Here is a 15,613-nt window from a genome sequence, read left to right as displayed (position 1 = left end):
GAGAAAGCTATTTCTAATGGATAATTGATTAACCATATTTAATTTTGAATCAATAGCATTAAAAATTAACAGTCAATAGGAATTACTTCCCGATACAGAAATTAGCAAAAATATTACCAAGGAGATCATCGTTAGTAATCTCTCCTGTAATCTCACCAAAATGGAATAATGCTTGGCGAATATCTATGGCTAATAAATCTCCAGATAAACCTGTTTCTAGGCCAAGTTGTACTTTTTGAATTTCCTCAAAGGCTTTTAATAAGGCATCATAATGACGAGAATTGGTGACTATGGTTTCATCATTCCTCAAAGATCCAGTGTTTATTAAATTGAGAAGTGAATTGGTTAATTGCTCTATACCAAACCCTGTTTTGGCTGATATTAACAATACATCTGCTATAGTATTATTGATTTCTGCCAGTTGGATGTCATCAAGTTTATCAATTTTATTTGCAATAACCAATAGTGGTTTCTGAGGATGTTTATTTCGTATTTTCTCAATTTCTATTCTTACCGATTCTAATTGATCAATATTATTCTGTGCATCAAAAAGGTAAATCACAACCTGTGATTGGTCAATCTTTTCGAAGGTTTTCTTTATTCCGATACTTTCAACAACATCTTGAGTATCTCTTATACCTGCAGTATCAATAAATCTGAAACCGATGCCTCCTATTGAAATTTCATCTTCAATAGTATCTCTGGTCGTCCCTGCTATTTCAGAAACAATGGCTCTGTCTTCATTTAATAGGGCATTCAATAAGGTTGACTTACCAACATTTGGTTCTCCTACAATCGCTACCGGAATACCGTTTTTTATCACATTGCCAACTGCAAAGGAATCTATTAAGCGTTTTAAAACAAAGGTTATTCGCTCTACTAAATCTTTAAACTGAGATCTATCTGCAAATTCAACATCTTCCTCAGCGAAATCTAGTTCTAATTCAATCAATGAAGCAAAATTCAATAATTCCTCTCTTAGTTTCGCGATTTCTGATGAAAAACCACCACGCATCTGTTGCATAGCAATTTTGTGAGAGGCTTCATTATCACTTGAAATTAAATCTGCTACGGCCTCAGCTTGACTTAAGTCTAATTTCCCATTCAAAAATGCACGCAATGTAAATTCGCCTGCAGTAGCCATACGACAACCATTTCTTAAGAATAACTGTATAATTTCTTGCTGAATATACGCTGAGCCATGACATGATACCTCAACAACATCCTCACCAGTGTAAGAATTAGGATTCTTAAAAATTGAGACCAATACTTCATCTATGGTGCGGTTGTCGTCAACTATATGTCCAAGATGAATGGTATGAGTTCTTTGCTTTTCGAGCGATTTGTTATTGGTTACAGATTTAAAATGTGCATTTACAATACTAATAGCATCGTTACCAGATAATCTGACAACAGCGATTGCACCATTTCCAGATGGTGTTGCCAAAGCTACAATCGTATCGTTATGCATAAGAATTCAATTTATTGCAAAAGTATTGCAAATAAAAAGATTCTTCCATAACCCAATGTGGTATTTTATGATTTAATTCACAACCTATATCAATAAATTTTAGTGTTAGTTTATATATTTGCATGGTTAGTAACAGCATATTTATCTACTAGCTGTTCGTTAATTAAAAGAAAAATGATGAAAAGAATTCTTACTTTATTTTTACTGTCATTAGCACTAATAAGTTGTAAACAAGAGCCTAGAACAGATTTTGTAATAAATGGTATTGCAACAGATGTCTACAATGGTTCTAGAGTGTATTTAAAAGATGTGAGCAATCTTGGAAGAGAAGTCTATACAGACACAGCCATTGTTATGGATGGTAAATTTACCTTAAAAGGTAGTGTTGACGAACCAAAGGTGAGGTTTTTAGAGATACAAGGTGTGCAAGGAGAATTTCTCTTTATGTTGGAAAATAGCAAAATTGAAATTGAAATTAATAAGCAATTGATGCTTGATTCTAAGGCTACTGGATCCAAAACCCATAATGACTTGGTGGCGTATCAAAGTGGTATTAAAAAGTTACAAGAGGAAAATAGAACTATGGTTAATGCCTTCATGAAGTATAGAAAAGATAAGGACACTGTAAAACTAGACTCCATGAAAGTAATACTTGAAGATCATGGCCAACGTTTTTTAAAGTTTCCCGCAAAATATATTAAGGAAAATAATAATAGTTATTTCAGTTTAAATTTAGTTGGACTTGAAGCAAACAAGCCAAAATTTGACATTGAAGACTTTTTGGAAGCCTATGATAATTTAACTCCAAATTTAAAGGAGACTCCAATGGGTATAAAAGTAAAGCGGAAATTAGACAGTATAAATGTAGAATACCAAAAAACAGCACACCTGCAAGTTGGTAAAGTTGCACCGAATTTTGAAGCGCCAAAACCAGACGGTACCATCGTTTCGTTAGAAGAACTTAAAGGTAAAGTTACTATCATTGATTTTTGGGCGGCATGGTGTGGTCCATGTAGAAGGGAAAACCCTAATGTGGTTAGGATTTATAATGAATATCACGATGATGGTCTTGAAATTATTGGTGTTTCACTAGATGGTACATCTCGTCAGCAAAATCCTAAACAAGCTTGGTTAGATGCTATTGAAAAAGATAAGCTTACATGGACACAAGTATCACATTTAAAATACTTTAATGATCCAGTTGCGCGCCTCTATGACGTTAATGCTATTCCTGCAACATATATTTTGGACAAAGACGGAAAGATTGTCGCAAAAAATCTTAGAGGTAGACAGTTAGAATCTAAAGTGCAACAGTTGCTTAAGCAATAAGTCTTATAATTTTTAAATCAACCCAGCTTACCAGTTTTATGCATAACAAATAGTATAATAATTGGTATAGCTAATAGGCCTACATGACCTAAATCGGTTTTAAATAAACTTGGCATTAATAAAAGTGTTAATACATAACCACCTACAGCACCACCAAAATGTGCATCGTGCCCGATATTACCAACTCTATTTTTTATACCATAAATAGAATACAATAAATATCCAATACCAAACACATAACCTGGTATTGGAATGGGAATAAAAAACATATATAAGCTCATACTCGGTTCTAACAAAATTGCTGCATATAAAATTCCTGTTACAGCTCCACTAGCTCCTATAGCACTATACCAATACTCGTCTTTATGAAAATATAGAGATAGTAAGTTTCCAAAAACTAAACTGGCAATATAAATTATTACAAAATTGAAATTACCCAACTGGTTTATAACAGTACCAGCAAAGAAATATAGGGTAATCATATTCATTAATAAATGCGTAGTATCGGCATGTAAAAAGCCAGAACTAATCATTCTAATTTGTTCGCCCCTTCTTATATTACCAACATTGAACTTGTACTTTTCAAAAAACAGACGATCATCAAATCCTTTAAAAGACATAATAACGTTTGCCGCAATAATAACAATTGTAACCAATCCTAAATTGTACATAAACTCTATTCTATTAAGTCAAATATAATATATATTTGTGCTTAAAAGCTAACTTACTTTAATGCAACTTATTGCCTATATTTTAATTTACCCATTCCTTTGGTTAATTTCCATCTTACCCTTTCGATTACTGTATATGCTGTCGGATATTGCCTATCTGTTTGTTTATAAAATATTTGGTTATCGCAAGAAAACCGTTATTCCAAACTTAAAATTAGTATTCCCTGAAAAATCGGAAAAGGAAATATTAGAATTAACAAGCTTATTTTACCATCATCTGTGCGATATGATTTTAGAATCTATAAAATCGTTAACCATTTCGGAGAAAGAATTAAAAAAACGTTTTGTTGCTACAAATATTGAACTTATCCATGACCTTGAAGTAAAACAAAAATCCATAATCCTTATGTGTGCTCATTATGGGAGTTGGGAATGGATTTTTATAATTCAAAAATCGATTAACTATAAAGGTTATGCCATATACAAGCGTTTAACCAATAAATATTTCGATAGATTGGTAAAACGCATAAGAGCTAAATACAACACCTATCTTATTACTAATAAACAGGCTATAAAAACATTGACTCAAGCCACAGCTGATGGAGAATTAACGCTTAATGGCTTTATTTCTGACCAATCACCAAAGGTACATAAGGCGTACTATTGGAATAAGTTTATGGGTATAAAAGTACCGATGCATACCGGAGCAGAAATTCTAGCTAAAAAACTCGATATGGCTGTTGTGTTTTTTAGGGTGAAGCGAAAAAAACGTGGTTATTATGAGTTAACCTTTGAAACGATTACCGAAAACCCAAAAGAATACGAAAACTACGAGATTACAGATATTTTCTTTAAAAAGGTAGAAGAACAAATTCTAGAAGCTCCGCAATATTATCTCTGGACCCATAAGCGTTGGAAACACAGAAATAAAGTCCCGTCTAAATTTCAATAGAATCTTTTAATCTAATTCAAACCAAGCATCCACATTGGTTGCAGTGCAAGGTTGGTCAACAAGTGATTTGTGAATAAATTCATTGTTGCATTTTGAATACTCGTAATCCTTTTTCCAAGCCTGATGGTTCTTCGCTAAGTCAATAATACTATCACAAACAAATTCTATTTCAGCATTGGTGGTTGTTGGATGAATAGACATACGAATCCAACCTGGTTTTCTAACTAAATCACCAATAGAAATTTCATTAGTTAATTCATTAGACATTTTCTGATCTACGTGCAATAAGAAATGCCCATAAGTTCCTGCACAACTACAACCACCTCTGGTTTGCACACCAAAGCGGTCATTCAACAACTTTACACCAAGGTTATAATGTAGATCATCAATATAAAATGATATCACGCCTAGGCGATCCTTGTGCTGACCGGCTAGTATATTAATGTTAGAGATAGGTTCTAATTTCTTAAATACAATATCCGTAAGCTCGTGCTCCCTTTGTAACATATTATCTACACCCATTTGCTCTTTAAGATTTACAGAAAGTGCGGCTTTTATAGTTTGAAGAAAGCCTGGTGTGCCACCATCCTCTCTATCTTCAATATTATCAATATACTTATGTTCTCCCCATGGGTTTGTCCAACTTACTGTACCACCTCCTGGGCAATCTGGGACCATGTTTTTATATAGCTTTTTATTAAATATCAAAACGCCAGAGGTTCCTGGCCCACCTAAAAACTTATGTGGTGAGAAGAAAATGGCGTCTAATTGTGCATCCTTTTCTTTAGGGTGCATATTTATGTCAACGTAAGGTGCTGAACAGGCAAAATCCACAAAGCATACGCCTCCATGATTATGCATTAGCTTCGCTATATCGTGATACGGTGTTTGTATACCAGTTACATTAGACCCTCCAATAACTGAAGCTATCTTAAGGGTTCTGTCTTTATATTCTAATAATAATTTTTCTAAGTTTTCTAAACTGAAAAGTCCATTGACATCTGGTGGAACTACTTCAACTTTTGCCATAGTTTCTAACCATGAAGTTTGATTAGAATGATGTTCCATATGAGAAATAAATACTACTGGACGGATTTCATCTGGTATTTCTGTATATTTTCTAAGGTTTTCTGGAACCTTTAATCCCAATATCCTTTGAAATTTATTCACAACGCCCGTCATACCATTGCCAGAAACAATTATAACGTCATCTTCATTAGCATTAACATGACTTTTAATAATATCCTTTGCCTTATGATACGCCTTAGTCATGGCAGTACCTGAAACCGTAGTTTCAGTATGGGTGTTTGCTACAAAAGGTCCAAATTCGTTAAGAAGTTTTTCTTCAATGGGTCTATATAGCCTTCCGGATGCTGTCCAATCTGTATATATTATTTTTTGTTCACCGTATGGAGATATAAAAGTCTGATCTTGCCCAATGATATGTGCCCTAAACCTATTAAAATAAGCTTCTAAATCAGATACTTTATTTGTAACAGTCTCAGAAATCATATGTATAGCAATTCTTTTAGTAGATAAACAAAGATACTAAATATTAGCAATGGCCTTAATCTCAGCAATGAACCTATCCGCTAAAATATCAGCAGAATCTTGAGTTGGTGCCTCAGTATATATTCTAATAATTGGTTCAGTGTTACTTTTACGAAGATGTACCCAACTATCTGCAAAATCTATTTTTACGCCGTCAATTGTCGTTAATTTCTCATGGCTGTAGTTAGACTCCATTGTTTTTAAAATTCCATCTACATCTAATCCAGGTGTTAACTGAATTTTCTTCTTGCTCATAAAATAATTTGGATAAGTAGCACGTAATTCGCTTACTTTCATTTTTTTCTCAGCCAATAAACTTAAAAATAAAGCCACACCAACTAACGCATCCCTTCCATAATGTAATTCAGGATAAATTATACCTCCATTACCTTCTCCACCTATGACAACATTATTTTTTTTCATAAGTTCTACAACATTCACCTCTCCAACCGCACTGGCTTCATATATTCCACCATGTTTTTCTGTAATATCTCTTAGTGCCCTTGTAGAACTCATGTTACTTACAGTGTTCCCAGGGTTTTTACTCAAAACATAATCTGCACAAGCTACCAGTGTGTACTCCTCACCAAACATTTCACCAGTTTCATCCATAAAAGCTAAACGATCAACATCTGGATCTACAACAATACCAAAATCAGCATGTTCCTTTACAACGGCTTTCGCCAAATCTCCCAGATGCTCTTTTAGTGGTTCAGGATTATGAGGAAAATGACCTGTTGGGTCACAATAGAGTTTTACAGCATGTACACCTAATCTTTCCAATAATAAAGGAATAGCAATTCCTCCGGTAGAATTCACGCCATCAACCACTACTTTAAAATTAGCATCCTCAATAGCTTTTTTATTAACCAGAGCTAAATCTAAAACCTCGTCGATATGTAAATCTATATAAGCTTCATTTTTTGTTATTTTCCCTAAGTTATCAACCTCAGAAAAAATCATACTATCAGATTCTGCAATCTCCAAGATTTTTTGTCCTTCAGCACCATTTAAAAACTCTCCTTTTGCGTTTAGTAATTTTAAAGCATTCCATTGTTTAGGATTATGACTTGCTGTTAAAATAATTCCACCATCAGCATGTTCCATTGGTACTGCAACTTCTACTGTTGGTGTAGTTGACAAACCTACATCTACCACATGAATTCCCAATCCTACCAAAGTATTCATCACCAAATTCTGAATCATTTCTCCTGATATTCTGGCATCTCTGCCTACTACAACTTTATAGTTTTCCTTATTACGTTGTTGCTTTAGCCAAGTGCCATAAGCAGCTGCGAATTTTACAGCATCAATTGGCGTTAAATTATCTTCAACCTTACCTCCAATTGTACCACGAATACCTGAAATAGATTTTATTAAAGTCATTTGATTTTGATTTTGAGCAAATATAATATCTAAATCCTATTTTGTTATAATGAATTTGTAAATTCGGAAAATGAATTTTTTAGCTCATATTTATCTTTCTGGTAATAATGAATTAGTTACTATCGGTAATTTTGTTGCCGATGGTATAAGAGGTAAAAAATATATGCAATATCCTGATGAAATTCAGGTTGGTATCCTACTGCACCGTGCTATTGACACTTTCACAGATGCGCACGCAGTCTTTAGAAGAAGTACAAAACGATTACACAAGCCATATGGCCACTACAGCGGTGTTATTATAGATATTTTTTACGATCATTATTTGGCAAAAAATTGGGATCAGTATTCTAATAAGCCTTTGGATATTTATGTAGATAATTTTTACAAAAGCCTTGAAGAAAATTTTGAGATATTACCTCCAAAATTTAAACATCTGACGCCATTTATGATAGAGGGTAATTGGTTACTAAGTTATGCCAAAATTGATGGTATACAATCAGTTTTAAATGGCATGAACCGACGCACTGAGGGTCGTTCTAAAATGAATTTAGCAACCAAAGAACTTAAATTATTCTACAATGAGTTTGAAAATGATTTTACGGAGTTTTTTACTGAATTAATAGCGTTTAGCAACACGAAACTCTTAAAACTTCAAAAAGAATACAAGATATGAGAATACTAGTAAGATCCCTGTTACTTGTTATTATACTACTCACAAGTTGTAAAAACAAAACCAAAACAAAGGAAATTCAATCCTTAGATAGAGGTCTCATTACAGATAATGTAATGGTGGTTAGTGCTAGAGCGGAGGCTTCAAAAATTGGAGTCGAGATATTAAATAAAGGTGGTAATGCCTTTGATGCTATGATGGCAACAGAAATGGCATTGGCTGTTGCTTACCCATACGCTGGTAATCTTGGAGGAGGTGGCTTTTTAGTTTACAGACTTGCAGATGGTACAAAAGGTACATTGGATTACCGAGAAAAGGCACCATTAGGTGCTACTAAAAACATGTATCTAGATGAGGACGGAAATGTTATTAAAGGCAAAAGTACAGTAGGTCCAATGGCCATTGGTATTCCTGGTACAATAGCAGGTGTTTTTAAAGCGCAAGAACGTTTTGGTGCGTTAGATGTTGAAACCATTTTAAAACCTGTTATTGAATTAGCAAACAATGGTTTTGAAATTACCGATAAACAAGCCTCAAGATTTACTGAATACGACAGCATATTAAATAGTGTTAATGGCAAACAGATTTTATTCAATAGAAGTTTAAAAAGTGGTGATTCTATTAAGAATTATGCCTTAGCTACAACCTTGAAGCGTATAGCTGAAAATGGTCGTGATGAATTCTATAAAGGCGAAACTGCAAAAAAATTAGTGGCATTTCTACAATCAAAAGGTAGCCTAATTACAATGGAAGATCTAGATAAGTACGAAGCTATATGGAGAGATCCTATTACGTTTCAATACGATGATTTAACCATAACATCTATGTCTCCGCCTTCTTCTGGCGGTATAATTCTTAACCAGATAATGACAATGCTAGAGTCTTTTGACCTTAAAGACTATGGTCACAACTCTTTAAAATCCATTCAAGTTATTGTTGAAGCTGAGAAACGTGCTTATGCAGATCGAAGCTACTTTTTAGGTGATCCCGATTTCACAGATATTCCTGTTAAGACGCTAACAAGTGATGTATATCTCGAAAATAGAATAAGCGATTTTACTTTTAATAAAGCCACTCAGGTAGATTCCATTTCTCATGGTAACATTATTGGTTATGAAAGCGATGAAACAACCCATTACTCTATCGTAGATCAGTTTGGCAATGCTATTGCAGTTACAACAACTTTAAATGGTGGTTATGGTTCTAAATTATATGCTGATGAACTTGGGTTCTTTCTAAACAATGAAATGGATGATTTTAGTAGTAAACCTGGCGAACCTAATTATTTTGGTTTAATTGGAGCTGAAGCCAATAGCATAGCACCTGAAAAACGTATGCTAAGTTCCATGACACCCACTATAATTGAAAAAGATGGTGAATTCTTTATGTCCTTGGGCACTCCAGGAGGCTCAACAATAATTACATCTGTTTTGCAAACCATTTTAAATGTACATGAATTTGATTTAACTATGCACGAAGCGGTCAATGCGCCTAGATTTCATCATCAATGGTTACCTGATGAAATACGAATGGAGCAAAATTCGTTTGATGAAAATTTGATTGAACAACTTGAAAATAAAGGATACATCATTAACCTAATAAAATCACCAGTAATTGGCAGAGTTGATGGTATTTTAATGCTTGAAGACGGACGACTTGAAGGTGGTGCGGACAAACGTGGTGATGATACTGCTATAGGTTTCTAGTTTTAACATCTTTTTAAAATATCAGCCTTCCTTAAGTTGTATCTTTATGAGCACCAATCACATTTCTTAATCTACAACAAAAATCAACCAAACATGCGATATTTTACAGGCATTCTTGCACTTTTATTTTGTTCAATCAGTTTTTCACAAGGTACTCAACTTTTAAGGCAACCAACATTACACGGAGATGATGTGGTCTTTGTTTATGCAAATGATCTTTGGAAAGCCTCTACAGAAGGTGGAACCGCAATTAGACTCACAAGTGATGAAGGTTACGAATCGAGTCCGCACTACTCAAATGACGGTAAATTGATTGCATTCACCGCACAATATGATGGTAATGTAGATGTCTTCGTAATGCCAGCCGAAGGTGGTGAACCTAAAAGATTAACCTATCATCCAGGTGGTGATTTTGTACAAGGATGGACACCAAATGGTAAAGTACTTTTTAGATCAGGTAGAGAAAGTCAACCAACAATGACCAATAAATTCTTTACAGTTTCTACAAAAGGTGGCTTACCAGAGGCACTAGAAATCCCTAGAGCAGCCTATGGAGAAATGTCTCGAGATGGTAAACATTTAGCTTATACACCAATAACAGGTTGGGATGCTGAATGGCGCAATTATCGCGGTGGTCAAGCAATGCCAATTTGGGTTGTTGATATGAAGACCAAAGAACTCATTAGGACAACACAGCCTACAAAGGAACGACATCTTGATCCGGTTTGGCTCAATGGTATTGTATATTTTATGTCTGAGCGTGACTATACCATGAATATTTGGTCCTTTAATCCAAGTACTAAAGAAGAAAAGCAAATTACCTTTCACAAAAAATTTGATGTCAAGAGCCTAGATTCGAGTAATGATAAAATAGTTTACGAGCAAGGTGGTTATTTACATGTCTATGATCCTAGTACAAACAATACCAACCAACTAAATATCGAGGTTAAGGCCGATTTAACTTTCTACAGAACAAAGTGGGATGAGGTATCTGGAAGAAATTTATCAAACCCTAATTTATCCCCAAAAGGTAAACGCGCTGTTTTTGAATATAGAGGAGAAATTTTTACAGTGCCAAAAGAAAATGGAACTTGGATAAATATTACAAATACACCAGGCGTGGCTGATCGTAGTCCAATCTGGTCGCCCAAAGGTGATAAAATCGCATGGTTTTCTGATAATAGTGGTGAATATAGTCTTGTAATCGCCAACCAAAATGGACAAAATCCTGAAACCATTAAATTACCAAATCCAACATTCTATTTTCAACCAGATTGGTCACCAGATGGTAAATACATCGCCTATACAGATACGCATTATAATGTTTGGATTGTAAATCTAGATGCCAAGAAAACAAAGATAGTTGCTACAGATAGATATGCGCATCCAAATAGAAGTATGAATCCTGTGTGGTCACCTGACAGTAAATGGATTGCGTTTGCAAAGCAACAAGAAAGTCATTTCAAATCTATTTTTACATATAATGTTGAAACAGGAAAAACTATTCAAATTACAGATCCAATTGCAGATGCTATAACGCCTGTTTGGGATGAATCTGGTAAATATATATATACCCTTGCCAGCACCAATTATGGACTTTCTACAGGTTGGTTAGATATGAGCAATTATGATCCAGGCTCTAACCTAACAAGAAGTTTGTATGCAGTTGTTCTTAACTCATCTGATAAGGCACCTAATCTTCCTAAAAATGATATGGAGGAAGCAAAAGCTGAAGATAAGTCTGATGATGATGAAAAAGATAAAAAGGACAAAAAGAAGGATTCTGACGTTACTGTTGTAATTGATGAAAATGGCATCTTTGATAGAGCTGTAGCTTTAAAATTGCCAGCTAGAAATTATGTCGCTTTATTAAAAGGGCCAAAGCATAAGATGTTTATTGCAGAGGCTATACCTAATGAAAATGGTTTAAAAGTTCATTCTTATGATGTAGAAAAAGAAAAACCTTCAGACTTTGCTAAAGGTGTGTCTCAAATGGTAGCATCAAATGACAGAAAATCAATATTACTTCGTCAAAACGGAAATTGGATTTTAACTAGCTCAGCGTCAAAACCAAAACCTGGTGACGATAAGTTAAAAACTAACATGAAAATTAAGTTAGACCCTAAAGCTGAAGCGCATCAGATTTTTAAAGAGGGATGGCGCTACATGCGTGATTTTCTCTATGTAGATAATGTACATGGTGCACCTTGGGATGAAGTATACAAATGGTATTCGCCTTGGATTGACCATGTACGTCATAGAACAGATTTAAACTATGTAGTAGATATTATGAGCGGCGAGGTAGCAGTAGGCCATTCGTATGTGTCCGGCGGTGATTTTCCTGATTTAGACTATGTACCTGTTGGTTTGTTAGGATGTGATTTTAAAATAAGTAATGGTAAATATCAAATCACAAAGATTTTTAATGGTGAACGCTGGAACCCTTCAACCAAAGCGCCATTAGCTCAACCAGGAATAGATGTAAATGAAGGTGACTATATCATTTCTGTAAATGGAAAGTCACTTTCTGGTAATGACAATATCTATGAACACTTAGAACAGACATCAGGACGTGAAATAAATATAACTGTAAGCAGTTCATCAAATGGTAGTAACCCAAAAACCATATTGGTGAAACCAGTTGGTAATGAGCGTAGTCTGCGCAGCATTGAATGGATTGAAGAAAACCGACGACAAGTAGATGAGTTGTCTAATGGCAAATTAGCATATGTCTATGTACCAAATACAGGTGGTGGTGGCTTTACCTCATTCAACAGATATTATTTTTCTCAACAAGATAAAAAGGGAGCAGTCATTGACGAACGTAATAATGGTGGTGGATCGGCAGCAGATTATATGATTGATGTAATGTCTCGCGAATTGTTTGGCTATTTCAATAGTAAAGCAAATGACAACAGACCATGGACCACACCAATGGCTGGTATCTGGGGACCTAAAGTCATGATCATTAACGAACGTGCTGGCTCTGGTGGTGACTTGTTACCATATATGTTTAAAATTAAAGATATTGGCCCTCTAATTGGTACAAGAACTTGGGGAGGATTAGTAGGTACTTGGGATACACCAAGATTTATTGATGGTGGACGTATGGTGGCACCAAGAGGAGGATTTTATGATGTTGATGGTAATTGGGCTGTAGAAGGCGAAGGTGTTGCACCAGATATTGAAGTGATTCAGCATCCAAGAGAAACCACAAAAGGTAATGATCCTCAATTAGAGCGTGCTGTAGAAGAGGCATTGAAATTATTAAAAGGCAATGAGTTTCAGTTAAAACCTGAGCCAAAAGCACCAGTAAGATGGAAACGTCCCGCTGGTTACAAGAACGATAATTAATTCAATATCCAATTAAGATTCGATAAGAGCAAATGTCTTTTGTAGCACAACTCATATCTTCATTCGAGAATCATAGAAATGAAGCTAATGCTATACCAATGCGCGCTTATATGAAACATAAGTTTGCCTTTTTTGGTATAAAATCGATGTTACGAAAATCTTTATTGAGAGAAGTTGTAAATGCAAACAAAGGTGAAGTAAAGTCAAACCTAACTGAAATATCCAAAACGTTATTTAAAAAGCCTGAACGAGAACTTCATTACTGTGCTATGGAGATTTACGCCAGATTCAAAAAACGACATTATATCAAAAGTGACATTATGTTTATTGAGTTTTTAATCACTGAAAATTCGCATTGGGATACGGTAGATTTTATTGCGAAACATATTCTAGGTCAATTCTTGATGGAATTGCCAGAAATGCGAGATGAAGTTATCCAAAAATACTCTACTGACGATAATATGTGGTTGAATCGGTCAGCAATTCTATTTCAACTTGGTTACAAAGAAAAGACGGATTTCAGCATACTTTCAAATCTTGCTATAATGCATAAAGATTCCAACGAATTTTTTATTAAAAAAGCGATTGGTTGGGCTTTAAGAGAATTTGCAAAATACAATAGCTATGCAGTTATTAATTTTGTAGAAAGCACAGATTTAAAACCACTTAGTAAAAGAGAAGCACTTAAACATTTTAGATGAAATATGATGTTGTTGTACTTACGGACAGTCGCTATTTAAAAGATAGTTCAGACCCTTACTACCATAATGTATTCTATGAAGATGCCTTGGTATGTGATGCATTATTATCAGAAGGATTGAAGGTAAATAGAAAAGCCTGGAATGACCCTCTTTTTGATTGGTCAAACACCAAAGCCATCATGTTCCGAACAACATGGGATTATTTTGATGATTTTACCAAATTTTCAAAATGGTTAAAACAAGTTTCTCAAGTTACAACACTCATTAATTCAGAGGCCACCATTCATTGGAATATAGATAAACACTATTTACAAGACCTTAGAAATAAGGGTGTTCATATTGCAGAAACCCTTTTTATTAAACAAGGAACTAAGACTAGCTTAGAAGAGCTACATGAAGAAACAAAATGGAACACAACAGTCTTAAAACCGTGTATATCCGGTGCAGCAAGACATACCTATAAACTTAATGCAGATAATGTGCTGAAACATGAAACTATTTTTCAGGAGTTAATAGCCCACGAGGCTATGATGCTTCAACCATTTCAACACAAAATTGTATCTGAGGGCGAAGTTTCTATGATGGTTTTTAATGGGCAATTTACACATGCAATACTAAAAAAAGCAAAGCCAGGTGATTTTAGAGTACAAGATGATTTTGGCGGAACCGTACATGATTATATACCTACTCAAGCAGAAATTGAATTTGCCATAAGTGCTGTGAATGCTTGTAAAGAACTACCATTATATGCGAGAGTAGATATTTTTAATGATAATGATGGTAAAATAGCATTAGCGGAACTCGAATTAATAGAACCAGAACTTTGGTTTAGAAACAATCCTAATGCGGCAAATGTTTTAGCTAAAGCCACAAAAGAAAAATTATCTTTGCTTTAAATATTTATAATTTTGGCTAAAGCATCACTGACTAAAAGAATCTTTAAAATAATAGGTGGACTCATAATTTTCTTTACTCTGCCTTCCCTACTCTTTTTTGGCTTTATTTATTTAAAATACAATGAAGATTTACCAATTGGTGAAATTGGCAACAAAGCAGATTTACTCGCTACAACTATGCTAAGTAACATGGATTATGAAGCTTATGAAGCTACAGATTATTTAGAGTGGACCTTTAAGGGCAGTCATCATTACAAATGGTATAAAACAGATAATAGATGTGAAGTTTATTGGGATGATTTTAAAGTAGAACTTGATTTGAATAACCACGATGATTCTAAAGTATTTGTCGCAGAACAAGAATATAATGGCATAGAAAAACATGACTATATACATAAAGCAGAATCGTATTTCAATAATGATTCCTTTTGGCTAGTTGCACCATATAAAGTATTTGATAAAGGTGTTGAGCGACAACTTGTAATTACCGAAGATGGTAAACAAGCTTTGCTGGTTACCTATACCAAAGGAGGTTCAACACCTGGTGATTCATATTTATGGCATTTTGATGAAAATGGACTACCAAAAAGTTATCAAATGTGGGTAAATATTCTACCGATTGGTGGGCTTGAGGCCACTTGGGAAAAATGGATCACTACAGAAAGTGGTGCCCAACTTCCAACTTTTCATAAACTATTATTCTTAGGACTGGAAATAGACAACATAAAAGGTACAACCTTAAAGAATTAAATCTTCTGAATCAAAATCAGTGTCTGGAACTTCTTCTTGTTGCTCAATAACTGAGCGGGTATCATGAACCATTCGAGTTTCTTCTAAAATGACATTTGAAACACCTAACATCCAAGCTACCATAAATAAATAGGCAACACGTTTTATTCGAGTTAATACTTTAAGCATGGTAATCA

13 protein-coding genes are annotated in these 15,613 nt (G+C 34.5%); 8 read left to right on the top strand and 5 right to left on the bottom strand.

Annotated elements, in window-relative coordinates:
• Positions 1 to 82: 82 nt before the first annotated feature.
• Complete coding sequence (mnmE, locus tag ACFWV9_RS12720; RefSeq protein WP_411895607.1) at positions 83 to 1,471, bottom strand: tRNA uridine-5-carboxymethylaminomethyl(34) synthesis GTPase MnmE; 1,389 nt, start codon at positions 1,469 to 1,471, stop codon at positions 83 to 85.
• 174 nt (positions 1,472 to 1,645) lie between these two features.
• Between mnmE and ACFWV9_RS12715 the strand changes: the two genes are divergently transcribed.
• Positions 1,646 to 2,800 (top strand): redoxin domain-containing protein, encoded by a 1,155-nt coding sequence (locus tag ACFWV9_RS12715; RefSeq protein ID WP_411895606.1) that lies wholly within the window; start codon positions 1,646 to 1,648, stop codon positions 2,798 to 2,800.
• A gap of 17 nt (positions 2,801 to 2,817) precedes the next feature.
• Here the strand turns inward: ACFWV9_RS12715 and ACFWV9_RS12710 are convergent, their stop codons facing one another.
• Positions 2,818 to 3,471, bottom strand: coding sequence for a rhomboid family intramembrane serine protease (locus ACFWV9_RS12710; RefSeq protein WP_411895605.1), 654 nt, complete (start codon positions 3,469 to 3,471; stop codon positions 2,818 to 2,820).
• A 61-nt stretch (positions 3,472 to 3,532) separates the two neighbouring features.
• Here ACFWV9_RS12710 and ACFWV9_RS12705 point away from each other — a divergent pair, with 61 nt between their 5' ends.
• Positions 3,533 to 4,423, top strand: a complete 891-nt coding sequence (locus tag ACFWV9_RS12705) for a lysophospholipid acyltransferase family protein (protein ID WP_411895604.1) — start codon at positions 3,533 to 3,535, stop codon at positions 4,421 to 4,423.
• A gap of 6 nt (positions 4,424 to 4,429) precedes the next feature.
• Here ACFWV9_RS12705 and ACFWV9_RS12700 read toward each other — a convergent pair whose 3' ends face one another.
• Both ACFWV9_RS12700 and glmM read right to left on the bottom strand, forming a co-directional pair.
• Positions 4,430 to 5,935: an aminotransferase class V-fold PLP-dependent enzyme gene (locus ACFWV9_RS12700; RefSeq protein WP_411895603.1), complete on the bottom strand. Its 1,506-nt coding sequence runs from the start codon at positions 5,933 to 5,935 to the stop codon at positions 4,430 to 4,432.
• A gap of 36 nt (positions 5,936 to 5,971) precedes the next feature.
• Positions 5,972 to 7,360, bottom strand: a complete 1,389-nt coding sequence (gene glmM, locus ACFWV9_RS12695; RefSeq protein WP_411895602.1) for a phosphoglucosamine mutase — start codon at positions 7,358 to 7,360, stop codon at positions 5,972 to 5,974.
• Between the two features lie 70 nt (positions 7,361 to 7,430).
• Here glmM and ACFWV9_RS12690 point away from each other — a divergent pair, with 70 nt between their 5' ends.
• The 6 genes from ACFWV9_RS12690 to ACFWV9_RS12665 all read left to right on the top strand — a co-directional run bounded on the left by ACFWV9_RS12690 (position 7,431) and on the right by ACFWV9_RS12665 (position 15,437).
• Positions 7,431 to 8,033, top strand: a complete 603-nt coding sequence (locus ACFWV9_RS12690) for an ACP phosphodiesterase (protein WP_411895601.1) — start codon at positions 7,431 to 7,433, stop codon at positions 8,031 to 8,033.
• Positions 8,030 to 9,736: a gamma-glutamyltransferase gene (gene ggt / locus ACFWV9_RS12685; protein WP_411895600.1), complete on the top strand. Its 1,707-nt coding sequence runs from the start codon at positions 8,030 to 8,032 to the stop codon at positions 9,734 to 9,736. The genes ACFWV9_RS12690 and ggt overlap by 4 nt, the downstream gene beginning before the upstream one ends.
• A 93-nt stretch (positions 9,737 to 9,829) precedes the next feature.
• Complete coding sequence (locus tag ACFWV9_RS12680) at positions 9,830 to 13,090, top strand: PDZ domain-containing protein (protein ID WP_411895599.1); 3,261 nt, start codon at positions 9,830 to 9,832, stop codon at positions 13,088 to 13,090.
• Positions 13,091 to 13,122: 32 nt separating this feature from the next.
• Positions 13,123 to 13,791, top strand: coding sequence for a DNA alkylation repair protein (locus tag ACFWV9_RS12675; RefSeq protein WP_411895598.1), 669 nt, complete (start codon positions 13,123 to 13,125; stop codon positions 13,789 to 13,791).
• Positions 13,788 to 14,687 (top strand): ATP-grasp domain-containing protein, encoded by a 900-nt coding sequence (locus ACFWV9_RS12670; protein ID WP_411895597.1) that lies wholly within the window; start codon positions 13,788 to 13,790, stop codon positions 14,685 to 14,687. The genes ACFWV9_RS12675 and ACFWV9_RS12670 overlap by 4 nt, the downstream gene beginning before the upstream one ends.
• 12 nt (positions 14,688 to 14,699) lie before the next feature.
• On the top strand, positions 14,700 to 15,437 hold the full coding sequence (locus ACFWV9_RS12665) for a hypothetical protein (RefSeq protein ID WP_411895596.1): 738 nt from the start codon (positions 14,700 to 14,702) through the stop codon (positions 15,435 to 15,437).
• Here the strand turns inward: ACFWV9_RS12665 and ACFWV9_RS12660 are convergent.
• Positions 15,426 to 15,605, bottom strand: a complete 180-nt coding sequence (locus ACFWV9_RS12660; protein WP_411895595.1) for a hypothetical protein — start codon at positions 15,603 to 15,605, stop codon at positions 15,426 to 15,428. The genes ACFWV9_RS12665 and ACFWV9_RS12660 overlap by 12 nt on opposite strands.
• Positions 15,606 to 15,613: the final 8 nt, after the last annotated feature.

This window comes from Winogradskyella sp. A2 (assembly GCF_046762865.1).
Taxonomy (GTDB): Bacteria; Bacteroidota; Bacteroidia; order Flavobacteriales; family Flavobacteriaceae; genus Winogradskyella.
The sequence above is the reverse complement of the archived record's forward strand: the minus strand, read 5'-3'. Positions and strand labels throughout refer to the sequence as shown.

What these genes read in the sequence shown, in the direction of transcription:
- ACFWV9_RS12705 (WP_411895604.1), top strand. Translation starts at nt 3,533, where the DNA reads ATGCAACTTATTGCCTATATTTTAATTTACCCATTCCTTTGGTTAATT.
- ACFWV9_RS12680 (WP_411895599.1), top strand. Translation starts at nt 9,830, where the DNA reads ATGCGATATTTTACAGGCATTCTTGCACTTTTATTTTGTTCAATCAGT.
- ggt (WP_411895600.1), top strand. Translation starts at nt 8,030, where the DNA reads ATGAGAATACTAGTAAGATCCCTGTTACTTGTTATTATACTACTCACA.
- ACFWV9_RS12690 (WP_411895601.1), top strand. Translation starts at nt 7,431, where the DNA reads ATGAATTTTTTAGCTCATATTTATCTTTCTGGTAATAATGAATTAGTT.
- ACFWV9_RS12700 (WP_411895603.1), bottom strand. Translation starts at nt 5,935, where the DNA reads ATGATTTCTGAGACTGTTACAAATAAAGTATCTGATTTAGAAGCTTAT.
- ACFWV9_RS12675 (WP_411895598.1), top strand. Translation starts at nt 13,123, where the DNA reads ATGTCTTTTGTAGCACAACTCATATCTTCATTCGAGAATCATAGAAAT.
- glmM (WP_411895602.1), bottom strand. Translation starts at nt 7,360, where the DNA reads ATGACTTTAATAAAATCTATTTCAGGTATTCGTGGTACAATTGGAGGT.
- ACFWV9_RS12710 (WP_411895605.1), bottom strand. Translation starts at nt 3,471, where the DNA reads ATGTACAATTTAGGATTGGTTACAATTGTTATTATTGCGGCAAACGTT.
- ACFWV9_RS12670 (WP_411895597.1), top strand. Translation starts at nt 13,788, where the DNA reads ATGAAATATGATGTTGTTGTACTTACGGACAGTCGCTATTTAAAAGAT.
- mnmE (WP_411895607.1), bottom strand. Translation starts at nt 1,471, where the DNA reads ATGCATAACGATACGATTGTAGCTTTGGCAACACCATCTGGAAATGGT.
- ACFWV9_RS12660 (WP_411895595.1), bottom strand. Translation starts at nt 15,605, where the DNA reads ATGCTTAAAGTATTAACTCGAATAAAACGTGTTGCCTATTTATTTATG.
- ACFWV9_RS12715 (WP_411895606.1), top strand. Translation starts at nt 1,646, where the DNA reads ATGATGAAAAGAATTCTTACTTTATTTTTACTGTCATTAGCACTAATA.